The organism is Marinobacter sp., assembly GCF_965229985.1.
Lineage (GTDB): Bacteria > Pseudomonadota > Gammaproteobacteria > Pseudomonadales > Oleiphilaceae > Marinobacter.
Map to the genome: position 1 here is coordinate 892732 of NZ_OZ245935.1, position 14923 is coordinate 907654.

Below are 14923 nucleotides of genomic sequence, written 5' to 3' on the forward strand. Positions count from 1 at the left end.
ACTCCCAAAAATGTGGAGCGCCAGGGATGGCGCGACCAAGCCCTACACGGACGTATTTACGGGCGTTTTTTGGGAGGCCGCCCCCGCCAAAGCTGCTCCACCAAGGCTAAAAGCACGTATCAGAGCTGGCCAATCACCGGCGTAGAAACAGACACATCCGCATTCTGCCCACGATGCCGCAGGTAATGATCCATCAGCACAATGGCCATCATCGCCTCGGCAATCGGCGTTGCACGAATACCGACACAGGGATCGTGCCGCCCGGTGGTAATCACTTCACAGGGATCACCGTTTACATCAATACTCCGGCCCGGCAATCGCAAACTCGAGGTCGGCTTAAGTGCAATACTGGCAACAATCGGCTGCCCCGATGAAATGCCACCCAGCACACCACCCGCATTGTTTGAAAGGAATCCCTCCGGAGTCATTTCATCACGGTGCTCCGTGCCCTTCTGATCGATGCAGTCAAAGCCGGCGCCAATCTCCACACCCTTCACCGCATTGATACTCATCAGCGCATGGGCAAGATCGGCATCCAGACGGTCGAAGATCGGCTCGCCGAGTCCTGGCGGCACACCCTCGGCAACCACATTAATACGAGCTCCGATCGAATCACCCTCTTTGCGAAGTGCATCCATATAGGCCTCCATCTCGGCGACCTTGTCTGCATCCGGGCAGAAGAACGGGTTCTGGTGAACCTGATCCCAATCCAGCTTTTCCGCCTTGATGGGCCCCAGCTGCGACAGGTAGCCACGAATCCGGATGCCAAGGCGTTGCTCGAGAAACTTCCTTGCAACTGCGCCGGCAGCCACCCGCATGGCAGTCTCGCGCGCGGAAGAACGACCGCCTCCACGGTAGTCACGAACACCGTACTTGTGCATGTAGGTATAGTCGGCATGGGCCGGCCGGAACTGTTCGGAGATCTTGGAATAATCCTTGGAGCGCTGATCGGTATTCTCGATCACCAAACCGATCGGCGTGCCTGTAGTTTTGCCTTCAAAAACACCAGACAGGATTCTCACCTCGTCGGCTTCACGGCGCTGGGTCGTATGCCGGGAGGTGCCCGGTTTACGGCGATCCAGGTCCCGCTGCATGTCCGCTTCCGATAGCTCTAACCCAGGAGGGCAGCCATCAATGATGCACCCCAGCGCAGGCCCGTGGCTCTCGCCGAATGAGGTAACCGTAAACAGTTTTCCGAAAGTGTTTCCCGACATAATTCAGTATCTTGTTCAGCTTTTTTGAGAATTCAGATTAACTCGAAGCCTGCCACTGGCGCAGGTCCGGTTCGGTAATCAGAAAGACACCATCGCCGCCATTTTCGAACTCCAGCCAGGTTAGCGGCAGATCCGGGTAGGCCTCATCCATTGCTACCCAGCTATTACCAACCTCGACAACCAGGAGCCCGCCAGGGGTAAGATGCTCAGCCGCCCTCGCAATGATCCTGTGGGCGATATCCAGCCCATCTTTGCCGGCAGCCAGGCCGAGTTCAGGCTCGTGGCGGTATTCGTCCGGCATACTGGAAAAATCTTCCGCATCCACATAAGGCGGATTGCTCACGATGATATCGTAGCGGCCTTTAATATTTTCAAAGACATCCGATTGTACGGTACGAACTCGTTCGCGGACTCCGTGAAGTTCAATATTCGATTCTGCTACCTCCAGCGCATCTACGGAGATATCCGAGAGGTCAACTTCCGCTTCAGAAAAAACGGACGCCGCGCCAATGCCAATACAACCGCTACCAGTACAGAGATCAAGGATGCGTTCAACCGGCTTATCACCCAGCCAGGGCTGAAAGCCACTCTCGATCAGTTCGCCGATGGGAGAACGCGGCACCAGCACCCGCTCGTCCACATGGAACGGCATGCCCATGAACCAGGCCTCACCCAACAGGTAGGCCAGAGGCACCCGTTCGTTCACACGGCGGCTGATCCTTCCCAGGATCAGCTCTCGCTCTTCGCGGGTTAGCCGGGCTTCCAGGAACACCGTGTTGTTTTCCAGAGGAAGGTGCAGGCTGCGCATGACCAACTGAACCGCCTCATCCCAGACGTTATCCGTTCCGTGGCCGAAAAACAGGGGCGAAGCGGCAAACTGTGAGGAAGCGTAGCGAAGGTAATCCCGAACGCTATGAAGGTCGTCAATGGGGCTGGTCACAAACGTAAATCCTGTGCGAGAGCGTGTCAGCGCCGGATTATACGCTGTTTAGGCGTCCAACTGCAGCCCACCGGAGGCGGCCGCATGCAAATCTCTCAGATCGCCAGCGGGCCGGAGCTGTTCCGGCTTTCCTCAAACCGATCCAGCGCGGCTGCCATCCGTTCCCTGCCCAACTGAATCAATTCCGGGGCCTTGTGGTAATCGTAAGTTCGACAGGCATTTTTGGGAATATTAACCAATAAGTCCGGCGGATACCCGGCGATCTTGTACTGCACAAGCGCACTCTGCATGGTTTCGATGGTAAGGTTCATCACATCGAATTTGCCGATACCGAGCTTGTCCCAGTTGATGGTTTCGTGCTCTTCCTGACTCTTCTTGTCGGTCGGTTTCTTATCATGTTGCTTCTGGTGCTCTTTTTTATGCACAGCGCGGCTGATTTTCTCTTCCGGGCTGTCTCCATTGTCCGGTTTCCGGGCTGTCAGTGATTTCAGGGCGTCCCAGTCGAACCAACGCGATGCTTTCTCGCGGATGGTATCCACCCATTCATCCATGTCCGTGTTTTCGTCCTGTATGGGTGAAAAAGCGGCATCGGGAATACGTCGACGCCGATCATCCTCACCACTGAGGTTAACTGCGACAATCATGTCGGCATGAGAGGAAATGGTCGGGATGATTGGCAACGGATTGAGCAAGGCGCCGTCAACGAGAACCCGGCCATTAAGAACCAGCGGAGTAACAACACTTGGGATCGCCACCGAGGCGCGAATGGCCTGATCCAACGGGCCTTCCTGGAACCAGATTTCCTTATGGGCAAGCAGATCGGTGGCCACAGCGGTAAACGCAATGGGCAGATTTTCGATCCGGGTGTCACCCAGCATTTCCCTGACCACCGAAAAGATCTTCTCGCCGCGAATGGCGCCGACAGAATTGAAGGTAACGTCCAGCAGTTTCAGAACATCGAACTGGCCCAGGCCTGTGACCCAGTCCTTGTAGTCCTGCATCTTGCCGGCGCCGAACATGCCGCCAATCAGTGCTCCCATGGAGCAGCCGGAGATGGCAACGATGTCGTAGCCCCTCTCGACCAGAACCTCAATTGCGCCAATATGGGCATATCCCCTTGCCCCCCCCACTCCCAAGAGTCAGGGCAACGGTTTTTCCCGGCTTTTCAGAAGCACTACCTTTTGCAGGGTTTGCCGGCGCGTGGGTCGCCGAAACGTCAGAGCTTTGCAGCACCTTGGACACATCATCCCCGGCTTGACCCACCGGGGATTTGTCCTTGCGATCCTGGTCGTCGTCCTTTGATGAGCCCATGATCTCTACCTCGAAATGACTACCACTTCTACCCGGTCACCCTGTCGATCCGGACCATTGAAAACTACCGCAGGACCCACGATGATCATCTCTTGCTGGCTTTTGGGTACTCCGGTTTTTGATAACACTTCAGACAGGGACTCGGTGGCCTGGCGCGCACGGTCCATGGCCTCGGAGAAAGTTTCGTTTTCCTCCAACACAGAATAGCCCACCAGAGCGACGACCGCGCCTTCCTCCCGTGCGAGATCCGTTACCAGCCTGCGATCAGTCGCTTGCCAATTGAAACGATACGTGACGCCACCCTGCCAAGGCACGATAATCGGCCCCTCAACGCGCCTGCTCACACTGCCAAAGCCCGGGACAGTCGCACCGGCTTCAACCCGCAGGTGCTCCACCCAGGCGTATTCCCGAAGATTACCCCGTGTAACCGTGTAGATCAGAGTCAACCAACGGCTACCGTCCTCTGCAGCGGTGCCAGCCACCAGATAATCCTGCGTGGCATCCCGCCCCAACAACACAGCCTGGCCAAACACCTGGTTGGCCCAAACGTTGCTTCGCCCGCAACGGATACCTTCGCAGTCAAAAAGAATCTGTGCATTTCTTTGTCGCAGAATCCGCAGGTAATGGTCCCGAGCCTGTTCCCGACTGGAATCCCGCGCAATCTGGTACAGCCTTCCTTCGCCGGCCACAGGCAGTCTGGCCATGGTTTCGGAGCGGATTTCGTTATTAACCTCGCGAAGCGGACTGAACAATATCAAATGGCCCGAAGATTCGATCCTCACGGTATTTTCGAGCGTTGATTGCGGGAACGGCGCCGGCACATCTTCCGGGGCGGACATACCGATGGACGGCAGAACCAGCGAACAGACGGCTACGACAGCAAAACGGCTAAACAGTGATTTCAGCAAGCGATTACTCATTATCCAGAAATTGTCTGATGGCTGTTACAACCGGGCCGGTATCACCATCAAGGTGGCAGTGGTGACCCCCGGGTGCTTTCGCAATCTGGAGGTGCGCAATTGCTTCCGCGCGTTTATCCAGATCTTTTCTGTACGACAGAAGACCCTGATCGGCTCTAACAAAAAGTACCCGGGTTTCTATCGCTGCCAGCGAGGCCAGCACCTGCTCTTCGGTCATCATCAGTGGCGAGGGGTGCCGCAGCCGGGGATCGGTCTGCCAGATGTAGCCGTCTCCCTGGGGTTTCATATTACGTGGAATGAGCGTCAGCGCAGCTTCAGGGCTGAGCGGGCTCAGTCCGCCCTCCCGGGCTTTGGCTGCAGTGGCGATATCCGGGTAGACAACCTGCTTTCCGGATCCGGCAATGCGTTTCTTGATGGCTTTTCGGAGCTGAGGAATGATCTCTTTGACGGGACGACTGAGAGCGCCCAGGCTGTCGATCATCACCAGATTCCGAATCCGTTCAGGAAAAGCTGCCGCGTAGAGAGCGCCGACGATACCACCAAGAGAGTGACCAACAAGGTTGATCCTGCCATCCGGTGTTTCCTGGAAATAGCGCTCAACCAGTTCCGCCAGATCTGCCACATAGTCCATCAGCAGGTAACTCTGGCCTTCCGGGCGGTGTCCGGAATGGCCATGTCCGGCGAAGTCCAGGGCGTAAACAGGCCCGAGAGCAGTCAGTTCCGGTGCCAGCTTGACAAAGGTAAGGCTGTTGTCGAGCCAACCGTGCAGCATGATGATCGGAGTATTGTTGTTGGCTTCAGGTGTCGAAGGCCAACTGAGGCCGGCCAGGGTGATGTGCCGGAGCTTCCATTCGGACTCCCGGAATGCCGGGGCGGTTTCCCGGATGCCGCTGCCCTGCGGTTGGCTGCCGGAAGCCTCCGTGGGAATCGCCATATCGTTCATCCAGTTCCCGCCTTTACATTGTGTGGGTTGGGCGATCGGAACTCAGCGAGCCTGCCAGATAGGATTCAATCTTGGTGCGGGCGGTTTCGTCATCCCCGTTGAACTGGACGCCGATCCCCGCCGCCCGATTACCCTGGGCACCCTTGGGAGTTATCCATATCACCTTACCGGCAACCGGTATCTTCTCCGGTTCGTCCATCAGGTTAAGAAGCAGGAAAACCTCGTCGCCCAGTTGGTACTGTTTCTGCGTCGGGATGAACAGGCCACCCTGGCGGATATAAGGCATGTATGCAGCGTAGAGCACTGCTTTGTCCTTGATTGTCAGGGTGAGTATGCCACTGCGCGCACCAAATCCTGGCCCCATAACTGACACCTTTCTTGTAGATCGTTTTGAACGTTTTTCGGGATACAAAAATCCCTTTCATTCCGGAATCATAGCAGCTGTTGGCACCAAAGGCGCAATCCCGCGGGCAACGACCACCTATGCCGCCGGGCGTTTGACTGGCATCAGCTTTTGCCAGGCGATAAGAAGCCGACTCGCCTCCAGCTCTGGACTGGCGTTATAAACGCCCGCCGCCCTCGAATCCTTTACCATATCGAGCAGTTCATGGGCTCGCCAGGCAGGTGTGGTCCTGGCCAGGAAACCGAGCATATCCGACGCTTCGGTGTCCCGGGCACTGCCGCCAACAATCAGGCGGGCCAGATCTGCAGCCCAGGTTTCAAACAACCAAAGGGTATCTTCCAAGCCTATCGCCTTGAACGCCTTGGCGGCGTCACCCACCGGAATCCGGGATTTCATGAATTCCTTGAAGCGCTCCAGAGCCGTATCCCGCAGACTGATAAAGTCGCCGGTTGCATAGTCCAGAGCCAGCCTCGGCGCGTTTCCTGCCAACATCAGGGCTTTGGCCAGAACATCTGCAGACGGTTGCGCGTCTTCAGGAAGAGCGCGAACCCGACTCGCGAGCCACTGATTGGCCTCGTTGTTGGCGGGGACCGGAACAGTCAATGTCTGGCAGCGAGACCGAATGGTAGGCAGGACCGGACGCCCGCTTTCCTGTAACAGAATCAGGGTCACATCGGCCAGGGGCTCTTCCAGAGTCTTGAGCAACGCATTCGCCGCATTGATATTCAATTGATCCGCACGGTCAATGATCGCCACCTTGTGGTGTGCCACCTGCGGAGAAGCCACAGCGAAAGACGATAGCGCCCTCACCTGATCAACCTTGACCATACGGGATTTTTCCGGCGCATAAACCCGGATATCGGGGTGGCTGGCAGCCGCCAGGAGTTCGCACTGCTTACAGCGATCACAGGCAATCGGCTGACCGGACTCCCTGTTTAAAGGCTTTTCACACAACAACAGCCCGCCAACAGCCTCTGCCCAGGCCCGCTTGCCCACGCCGCGCTCACCCGCAAGGATAAGGGCGTGTGGGAGTCTGTCTTCAGCTACCCGGCTCTGGACGGTTTGCCAGGCGCGGCTGAGCCAGGGCATATCTTGGGCAATATCAGTCACGAGGTCTTCCTGTCCGGGTCCTGGATCTGCGCAATTGGCGCTTCCGTAGTTGGCGCTTCATAGTGGCGAGCAGGCGACGCATTCGCTTCAACTGTTCACCGCCTTCTTCGTCTTGACCAGCGCTATAGTAATGGCTGTTGACCATACGGGCAAAAAGCCTGGCCGAATCTGCAGCAGCCGGTTCCGCTTTCGCCAGGCGTGACGCCAGCACCGAAGGCGTTTCACCATGACGCACAGGCACCCCGGCACTGGCACACAGCCGGTGCCAGGTATCCACCACCCTCCGGAACGCATCACGCCTTTCTCCGCGCCGCATCTGGAAGGCTGAAATCAACCCGGCAATCAGCAAGCCGGCTCCAACAATACCGGCTGTCATGTACCCCAGCTCGCGCATCCCGAAACCACCAGGCAGCCTGGACATCAGGTCCATCTGGCTCTGCCCCTGGTAACCCACAACCCAGCGCTGCCACTGGTAGTTGATACGATCAAGCTGAAGGCTTGCCCATTGCACCAGGGCGACATCGGCGTAACGCTGGGGCGAGGCCCAGTTGTCCTCCAGAAAGGACCCTTCTTCGGCGACGGCGTCTCTCAGGCCGGACTCGATCCTGTCCGGCGCGATAGCCGCCGTGGGATCGATCCTTACCCACCCTCGCCCATCAATAAAGGCTTCTACCCACGCATGGGCATCATACTGGCGCACAATCAGGTAATCGCCCCCCGCGCCGCTTTCCCCACCCTGGTAGCCCACCACGACCCGCGAGGGAATGCCGGCAGCCCGTAAAACGAACGTGGTTGCACCCGCGTAGTGGGCGCAGAAACCGCGTTTTTCATCGAACAACAGGGAATCAATGCCGTCATCGGGCATGGCGGGTGGCCTGAGGGTGTAGAAATATTCTTGCTCGCGGAATCGCTCCAATAGAGTGCGAATAATCTGCTCGTCGCCCATTGCGCGACGCAGGTCCCGGGCAAGGTCGCGCGCCCTCGGGTTGCCATCCTGGGGCAACTGCAAATAGCGTCGCAGTTCTGCAGGATTCTGTGTTTCGGCATCAGAAACCTCGTTCTCCAATGCCAGCCGATAACGCACCGGGCTGTCAGCCGGTCGGCGAAACCGGAAAAGGTCGGCACTGTCTTCGAATACGTTGTCCGAGACAGCCCTGGAGTTCTCAAGCGCGAACGCCCAGCGCTGATCGGTTGGCTCCAGAAGAACGTCATACTGGTTCGGTTCGAGTTCTCCTATGCCGCCGTCAACCGCAACCCGGCCAAGAGGGCGAAAACCCTCTGGCTGCCCCTGGCGCCAGGTTTCGCCATCCAGATAGTCGAGAATCAGGCCTCGCCAGTACCGGTCGCGGTAGGCAGGCATTTCGCCTCCGAACGTTACCCGGAAGGCCCGCTCGCTACTCTGGGCAAGATTGGAAATATCGCCGGGTCGCATCGTATCGCTGATGCCCGTGCGAGCCTCACCCGAAACAAGCGGCACGCTCCACAAAGGCGACATCCGCGGGAAGAATACAAAAAGCAGGACCACAATCGGCAATGTCTTCAGACACATCCCACCGAGTCTGCGCCAGCCAGACGTCATTCCCCCGGGTAAATCCGGCGCATTCAACACCTGCAACCCCACTAGCAGTAGAGCTATGCCGGTGAAGTTGACCAGTGCCCAGAGAATCTCCTGATGGAACAGGAAATTCACAGAGGCCAGGTAGACGAGGATAAAGAAAAGCACATAAAAATCCCTGACTGACCGGGTTTCCAGCCATTTGAGGCCTACCGCCAGCACAAAAAAGGATGCGGCAGTATCCACTGTAAACCGCCCCTGAACCGTCGCAACATAAACACCGATCAGTACCAGCATGATCCCGGTGAGTAACAAGCGACCGGGAAGCCTTACCCGCCCGTATTGCGCCAGCCATCGCCATGCGGCCAATACTGCACAGGCGGCGATCAGCCACAGGGGCAGACGGTCCCACTGGGGCGACAGCAACAGGGCAAAACTGGCAATCAGCCAGAGCAAGGCCCTGGAAGGCAAATTGGTCGTTGCCCCTTCGTCCGACTCATTGCCTCTCAGGCGATCGATTAGACTCAAGCCTGCCCCTCCGCAACCCGCTGGGAGGTTGTTTCTCTTTGTTTCTTTCGCGTTCCATGGGGCTCAGCCATCGCATCCCGCGGCCGTTCCTCTCCCCAGGTTGCCAATACCCGGAGGCATCGGGCCGTATGGGCCGGTCCGGAATCAGGCTCAATGATCTGTCCGGGAAGATTCAATCCAAACCGTACACCGCTGCGGCCGCGTTCGTTCACCAGATACGCCAGGTAACTCAAGCGCAATTCATGGTCCGCTCCCGGGTAGGCGTTAAAATCCAGCCAGTAGGGACTGCCCTGTTCACCCTCCCAGTCGGCAACCACCATCTGCCCGGTTCGTGCATACCGCTTCCAAAGCACCCTCTGGCTCAGATCGCCCTCCCGCCAGGGCCGGATATCGGCGTGATCGTTACCTTCAACAGACCGTGCCTCTGCAGACTCCTCACCATCCTCGACGGTGCTGAAAGCCTCTGGCGCAGGAACCGGCCGTGGGAACACAACACCGGCTGACACCGGCCGAAGCCAGGACCAGGCCTTCAAAAGACCGAACGGAAAACGGGTTTCAATACGAACCCGGTCGGGCCGCAAATAGCCCCGATGAGCAGAATGAACCGGTAAAGTAACATCCTGGGACTGCCCTGAATGGACGTGCACCGGAGCAAGACCGGATTCCTCGCAAGAGAGCAGGATGGCGATGGCGTCATCACGTCCCGCCTTCAAACGAAAGCGGAAGGGGATATCATCGCCGGCGAAGCCCTCCCCCGGTTGAACCAGTGTAAGCTCCAGGCCAGACAGGTTTCGATGGGTTTGGTGCATGGCTCCAACAAATACCGCGCCCAGCAAGAACGTGCTCAGATAGATAAGGCTATTCTGATAGTTGATGCCAGTTAGTAGCATAATGACCAGCAACAGCCCGAATACCACGCCGGCGCCAGTCGGCAGAATAAAGATATTTTTCTGACTGAACGTCTGTAGATCGGACCGCGGAATCCGTCGGTTAATCCAGCGACTGAATCGGTTTCTGAACGGATTTTTCATAGTGTCACTGAGGCCCTGCGATGCCAAAAAAGTTCATGGTATTCGACCATGATTTTGCTGTGATTAGTAACAGTACCGAAAAATCAAAGATTCTGATCACAATCCCGGATCTTCCAGCTTGAATTCCTGTCCTACACACCGAATACTCGGCTCAGGGAGCGTATTTTTTAAACAAAAAGGGCCAGATTATGAAACGCCGACACCTGCTCACCACCGCCATCAGCGGTCTGGTTGTTGCTTTACCTGCCTTTGGTGGCGTTCAGACCATGACCTCGGACGAAATGGTGGAAACCTATGTGAAGGATTCCGCCGTTATTGTTGTGCCCAAAGAGCGGAAGAAATCCGACGCAGACCGGCAACGCATCCTGCGCTCCCTGACCATTTCCCCCGGCGAACCGGTGCTGACTGAAGCGGAAGAGGAAGCCTACCGGGACGCCCTGCAACGATACGTTGATGAAGGCAAGACCGATGCCCTGGAAAACGCCGAAGAGGAATTTCTACGGCGCGCCCTGCTCCTGCCCCAGGAAGAAATCGCCCGGGCACAGCCGCCGGCTGAGTTTACGCCAACGATTCCACCGATAATCTTCGGACAGCAGGCACAGATTCCGGAAGAGCCTTTTACACAGACGTTTCTTAACGATCAACTGGGAATTGGGTTTGATGGGCAAAATCTGAATTTCAGCATTGGTAACCCGCCGGGGATTGACCAGATCCAGGTTCCACAAGCTATCAATGAAGGGCCGGTTACGCTGACGCCGAGGCCCGGTGGTGGGTTTGATCTTTCTATTGCGGTGCCGGATCAATAACGCAGAATGCACTGATTCGATTGGAAAGCGGCAGCCAGGGTTGGCTGCCGTTTTTTATTGGCTTAAATTTTTATCTGGCCAATAAAAACGCCCCGCAGAGCGGGGCGTTTCACCAACTTTGGCTTTAGGTCAGATTAGTGACCGTATACAGCCAGCTTGGTGTCAGAGATGTGGAGGTTATCGATACCGATAGTACCGATGTTAGTTCCACCAACACGGGTCTCTTGGATGTTCACATCCATCAGCACATCGTCAACGTCTACGCGCAGGACATCCGCACGTGATCCATCAAGATTGTCACCTTTGTATACATCAAGGCGGGCAACCGCGAAGGATTTGTTGGCGCCGTTATTGCCGGAAGCAAGCGCAGCGAGGGTGCCTTCAAGTACCGGGTCTTCACCGTTTGCATCGTTCAGAAGCGCAGCAATCTCTGCGTCAGTGTATGTCTGACCGCCAGCGTTTGCACCTTGGATGCTCAGGCCGGTAATGCCAACCGCCAGGAAGTCTACCTCAAAGTCCATTTGCTCGACAGTGAAGGCAACATCCAGGTTCAGAGTGCCAGTGTTAGCACCAGCTGCGACGTCCGTGGTGTCAACGCGAATATCCAGAGCACCCAACAGACCCCAAGCTTTCATGTCGGAAATGAGGGTGGTGTTCTCGGAGTTATCCGCAGCGCGCAGGGACATCTCGCCAACCTGCATACCCCAGTCGATGGGCGCGCCAGTGTTTGAACCAACATGGATAACTGCGTCGCCATCTGCCGCAACATCAATATCGATCTTCAGGTCGTCCAGCAGATTGCTTTGAGTAGCCAAACCAGGAACAGCAACGGGGTCACCCGTGTTTGGGTCTGTAGGAATCAGACCACTCGCATTGGCACCGCCGATTTCGATGTCAGATACCGCGAACGTACCTTCATCGGTGTAGGTGAACTCGCCGATGGAAACGCGGGTTTCCAATTCGATAGTTACACCCGCCTGACCAGTTACGTTCCCCATTGCGCTATCATCCAACGCCTTGAGGTCTGCATTTGCTGCGAAAGGGGCAGCAGCGACTGCTGTAGCAAGAGCAAGTTTCTTCAGGCCTTTCATTATTATCTCCTTGAGTAAACTCTTTTTGATTGTTTTCCGAGTTTTATTTTTGTGAAGTTCTGTAACCTCACACCTCCATTTAAGATTGTTTTACAGTCCGAGTCCGTGAATGAACGCACAGTTCAGGAACCCTAAGCTACGGCTTGCGCCTGACACTCAGACACCCTTTTTCTTCTGGTCATAAAAGATCTGAAACGACTTTTCCTGCGACATAGCAGCTCCGAATGAGACATCCCCTTGGTCTAACTCAAGAGGAATCAATTTCAAGCCTGAGATGCCCAGTCGATGTTCATGCTCTACTACTACAACCCTCTGCTTCTCACCTTCTTTGGTTATGGTGCCTGGATAAACAATTAACGCGGCATCAATTTTATTGTGCCGGGCCAAAGACCGCAGGCTAGCCCTGAAAACTTGCAGCTTCGCTGAAGGAGGTGCATTTTCAGACTTCTCGTCCAACGTAACTTTTTTGAGTTTACGATCTTTAAGAACCATCCATGCCCCGGGCCCAAAAATCGCAGAGCTCTCTAACTCCTGCTCTAGATCAGACATGGATGCTTTTAGCATGGACGTAAGGTCCTTCTCTGCTGTTAACATTGCTGCCGCTAACTCCTCCCTCGTGAGCTTGCCGTCCGACAAAATGCCAGAATCGTTCGCTAGGTTTTCCTGGGAACTTGCTGTTACCGAAAACCAAGTTAGAAAAAGAAACACGAGAAAAACGCATTTAGTCGGAATTCTGTACATCGTCATATTTACTCCATATGGCGTGGAATGCTCTGACTTCCCATCCGGGAGAAGGCTTCCAATTTAGTTTTTATACTGGGGAGACTCTTCCAACTCGGCTAGAATGCCCATCAATTGGTAGACCGACACTAGTCGCAAAGAGCATTTTCATTAGATCAGCGAGTCCCCAAAACCTACAACGCCCGTTTTGTGTTCCATTTATCATTTCTCAAAGAATCCGGAGGGACCTTGAACCCGGCAACCATGCGTGAACTCACCCAGGAGGCCTACCATCGCCTGCTCAGCCATGCCTGCCGGGAAGCGGATTTCGCCTATATCGGGAGTGTCGGTAACGGCCCGGCCCGAGGAGTTTTCAGCGGTTTCTCTGCCGGGGCTCTCGCCTCAAAAGTGCTCCAATACCCTGTGCCTTCAGATTTCTGCTCCGATCACCTTGCCCAGAGCATGGAAACCCTCGTCCGCCAGTTCCAGATCGAACAGGAACCCAGCCCGGAATGTTTGTCCGGTGGCTGGATTGGCTTCCTCGGCTATGAACTTGGATATGTGCGGGAAGGTCGTCTCAGAGTGCTGTGTCCACCTGTGTGTGCTCCCCTCATTTCCGCAGGGTTCTACCTTTGGACTGCCAGCCACAATCGCAAGACAGATCAATATTGGCTCTGGATTCATCCGGGCTGCCCGGATGAGACGAGAAATTTACTTGAGCAGTGGTTAGACGCAGACGAACCAGCCGCAACCGCCGGTTGGGCGATGAATTCCCCGTTTCAGCCCAGGCAAACACCGGATGCCTTCAGGGCGAGCGTAGAAAGGGTTCGCCAATACATTGAAGCCGGAGATTGTTATCAGGCGAACCTCTCCCAGGAATTTTCTGGCCATTTCACAGGGGATCCCTGGCAAGCCTTTCAGGCGCTCTCGGATGCTAATCCTACGCCCTACAGCGGCTTCATTCGCGCCGGCGAGGCATCCATCCTGTCAGTTTCCCCCGAGCGATTTTTAGAGATACACGACCGAACCGTCACCACCAGTCCGATCAAAGGCACACGGCCGAGGGGCGACACTCCAGAGAGTGATTCCGCCTATGCCACTGAACTGGAAGGCTCCGAAAAGGACCTGGCCGAAAACCTGATGATCGTCGACTTACTTCGCAACGATCTGAGTGTGAACGCAAAACCGGGCAGCGTGAAAGTCGACAAACTGTTTGCCCTGGAGTCCTACCGCAACGTCCATCATCTGGTCAGCCACATCCGCGCCGAACTGGCCGAGGGTGTCACGCCCATGAAAGCCCTGTTTGACGCTTTTCCGGGCGGATCAATCACTGGCGCGCCCAAGATCAGGGCGATGGAAATCATCCGCGAGCTTGAACCCCATTGGCGTGGCCCTTACTGCGGCTCGATTTTCTATCGCGGACTGGATGGCACGCTGGACAGCAATATTGCGATACGAACCATGCTTTGTGATGGCCAGGGTACCATTCGTTGCTGGGGTGGTGGCGGTATTGTTGCGGATTCACATCCCGAAGCTGAGTATCAGGAGACGCTCGCGAAAGTCGGGCCTTTGATGCGGTTTCTGGAAGAGTTGGTTATTGAGTGACGCGAACACGGGGTCAGATGAATTTTTCATCTGACCCCGATTTAACCTGCTCAGGCGCTGTGGATCGCGCTGGCCTTAAGGAACTCCTGCTTGAGATCGTCAAAGTTATGTACCGCTGGGAAATGCGGAAACTCGTCAATCACATTCTGCGGAGCATGGAACAGGATGCCAGCTTCGGCCTGCCCCAGCATGGTGGTGTCGTTATATGAATCACCGGCAGCAATCACGCGGTAATTCAGCAGCTGGAATGCCCTTACGGACTGGCGCTTGGGGTCGCGTTGACGCAGCAGGTAGTTGGTGATCTGGCCGTCGTCTGCCACTTCCAGCTTATGACAAAGCAACGCCGGGTAACCCAGTTTCTTCATCAGGGGCATGGCGAATTCGTAGAAGGTGTCAGACAGAATCACCACCTGAAAACGCTCACGCAGCCAATCCAGAAACTCCCGGGCGCCGGGCAGCGGGTCCAGCTCCCCGATTACTTCCTGGATCTGGGGCAACCCGTAGCCGTGCTGGTCCAGCAGCTTCAGACGCTGCTTCATCAGCACGTCGTAATCCGGAATATCGCGGGTGGTTGCCTTGAGCTCTTCAATGCCGGTCTTTTCGGCGAACGCGATCCAGATTTCCGGGATCAATACTCCTTCAAGGTCAAGGCATGCCAGTTCCACAACGATCTCCTGCTTCAATTGGTTAAGGGCAACGTCGGTTTGTCCGTGTGCCGCTATTCGGAGCGTATGATAAGAAAAACC

General features: G+C 55.9%; 13 protein-coding genes and 1 pseudogene. 2 read left to right on the forward strand and 12 right to left on the reverse strand.

What is annotated here, in order from left to right:
• Positions 1-119: 119 nt before the first annotated feature.
• The 9 genes and pseudogenes from aroC to ACO06L_RS04125 form a co-directional block, all read right to left on the reverse strand.
• Positions 120-1214: a chorismate synthase gene (gene aroC / locus ACO06L_RS04085; protein WP_202347627.1), complete on the reverse strand. Its 1095-nt coding sequence runs from the start codon at positions 1212-1214 to the stop codon at positions 120-122.
• Between the two features lie 37 nt (positions 1215-1251).
• A complete protein-coding gene (gene prmB / locus ACO06L_RS04090; protein WP_202347628.1) occupies positions 1252-2154 on the reverse strand; it encodes a 50S ribosomal protein L3 N(5)-glutamine methyltransferase in 903 nt (300 codons plus the stop codon).
• Between the two features lie 95 nt (positions 2155-2249).
• A pseudogene (locus ACO06L_RS04095) lies at positions 2250-3465 on the reverse strand (patatin-like phospholipase family protein).
• Between the two features lie 5 nt (positions 3466-3470).
• On the reverse strand, positions 3471-4385 hold the full coding sequence (locus tag ACO06L_RS04100) for a DUF4892 domain-containing protein (RefSeq protein ID WP_202347629.1): 915 nt from the start codon (positions 4383-4385) through the stop codon (positions 3471-3473).
• Positions 4378-5328 carry an alpha/beta fold hydrolase gene (locus ACO06L_RS04105; RefSeq protein ID WP_202347630.1) on the reverse strand — a complete coding sequence of 317 codons (951 nt, stop codon included), beginning with the start codon at positions 5326-5328 and terminating at the stop codon, positions 4378-4380. The genes ACO06L_RS04100 and ACO06L_RS04105 overlap by 8 nt, the downstream gene beginning before the upstream one ends.
• 13 nt (positions 5329-5341) lie before the next feature.
• The gene (locus tag ACO06L_RS04110) at positions 5342-5692 is read right to left on the reverse strand and encodes a PilZ domain-containing protein (RefSeq protein WP_008171779.1); all 351 of its coding nucleotides are present in this window, start codon (positions 5690-5692) and stop codon (positions 5342-5344) included.
• A gap of 117 nt (positions 5693-5809) precedes the next feature.
• The gene (locus tag ACO06L_RS04115; RefSeq protein WP_202347631.1) at positions 5810-6841 is read right to left on the reverse strand and encodes a DNA polymerase III subunit delta'; all 1032 of its coding nucleotides are present in this window, start codon (positions 6839-6841) and stop codon (positions 5810-5812) included.
• On the reverse strand, positions 6834-8915 hold the full coding sequence (locus tag ACO06L_RS04120) for a DUF3488 and DUF4129 domain-containing transglutaminase family protein (protein WP_320407643.1): 2082 nt from the start codon (positions 8913-8915) through the stop codon (positions 6834-6836). Before ACO06L_RS04120 ends, ACO06L_RS04115 begins: the two co-directional genes overlap by 8 nt.
• 5 nt (positions 8916-8920) lie before the next feature.
• On the reverse strand, positions 8921-9955 hold the full coding sequence (locus ACO06L_RS04125; protein ID WP_202347633.1) for a DUF58 domain-containing protein: 1035 nt from the start codon (positions 9953-9955) through the stop codon (positions 8921-8923).
• Positions 9956-10143: 188 nt separating this feature from the next.
• On the opposite strand from ACO06L_RS04125, the gene ACO06L_RS04130 reads away from it, so the two are divergent.
• Positions 10144-10761: a hypothetical protein gene (locus ACO06L_RS04130; protein WP_202347634.1), complete on the forward strand. Its 618-nt coding sequence runs from the start codon at positions 10144-10146 to the stop codon at positions 10759-10761.
• A 134-nt stretch (positions 10762-10895) separates the two neighbouring features.
• On the opposite strand, the gene ACO06L_RS04135 is transcribed toward ACO06L_RS04130, so the two are convergent.
• Both ACO06L_RS04135 and ACO06L_RS04140 read right to left on the reverse strand, forming a co-directional pair.
• The gene (locus ACO06L_RS04135) at positions 10896-11852 is read right to left on the reverse strand and encodes a DUF6160 family protein (RefSeq protein ID WP_202347635.1); all 957 of its coding nucleotides are present in this window, start codon (positions 11850-11852) and stop codon (positions 10896-10898) included.
• Between the two features lie 156 nt (positions 11853-12008).
• A complete protein-coding gene (locus tag ACO06L_RS04140; protein WP_202347636.1) occupies positions 12009-12599 on the reverse strand; it encodes a hypothetical protein in 591 nt (196 codons plus the stop codon).
• Positions 12600-12836: 237 nt separating this feature from the next.
• On the opposite strand from ACO06L_RS04140, the gene pabB reads away from it, so the two are divergent.
• Complete coding sequence (gene pabB / locus ACO06L_RS04145; RefSeq protein WP_202347672.1) at positions 12837-14177, forward strand: aminodeoxychorismate synthase component I; 1341 nt, start codon at positions 12837-12839, stop codon at positions 14175-14177.
• Between the two features lie 50 nt (positions 14178-14227).
• Here pabB and thrH read toward each other — a convergent pair whose 3' ends face one another.
• Positions 14228-14842, reverse strand: a complete 615-nt coding sequence (thrH, locus tag ACO06L_RS04150) for a bifunctional phosphoserine phosphatase/homoserine phosphotransferase ThrH (RefSeq protein ID WP_064226943.1) — start codon at positions 14840-14842, stop codon at positions 14228-14230.
• Positions 14843-14923 lie beyond the last annotated feature (81 nt).

Bases quoted from the DNA above. Each gene is read 5' to 3' on its own strand.
- aroC (WP_202347627.1), bottom strand. From the start codon at position 1,214: ATGTCGGGAAACACTTTCGGAAAACTGTTTACGGTTACCTCATTCGGC.
- ACO06L_RS04100 (WP_202347629.1), bottom strand. From the start codon at position 4,385: ATGAGTAATCGCTTGCTGAAATCACTGTTTAGCCGTTTTGCTGTCGTA.
- ACO06L_RS04105 (WP_202347630.1), bottom strand. From the start codon at position 5,328: ATGAACGATATGGCGATTCCCACGGAGGCTTCCGGCAGCCAACCGCAG.
- ACO06L_RS04110 (WP_008171779.1), bottom strand. From the start codon at position 5,692: ATGGGGCCAGGATTTGGTGCGCGCAGTGGCATACTCACCCTGACAATC.
- ACO06L_RS04125 (WP_202347633.1), bottom strand. From the start codon at position 9,955: ATGAAAAATCCGTTCAGAAACCGATTCAGTCGCTGGATTAACCGACGG.
- ACO06L_RS04130 (WP_202347634.1), top strand. From the start codon at position 10,144: ATGAAACGCCGACACCTGCTCACCACCGCCATCAGCGGTCTGGTTGTT.
- ACO06L_RS04135 (WP_202347635.1), bottom strand. From the start codon at position 11,852: ATGAAAGGCCTGAAGAAACTTGCTCTTGCTACAGCAGTCGCTGCTGCC.
- ACO06L_RS04140 (WP_202347636.1), bottom strand. From the start codon at position 12,599: ATGACGATGTACAGAATTCCGACTAAATGCGTTTTTCTCGTGTTTCTT.
- pabB (WP_202347672.1), top strand. From the start codon at position 12,837: ATGCGTGAACTCACCCAGGAGGCCTACCATCGCCTGCTCAGCCATGCC.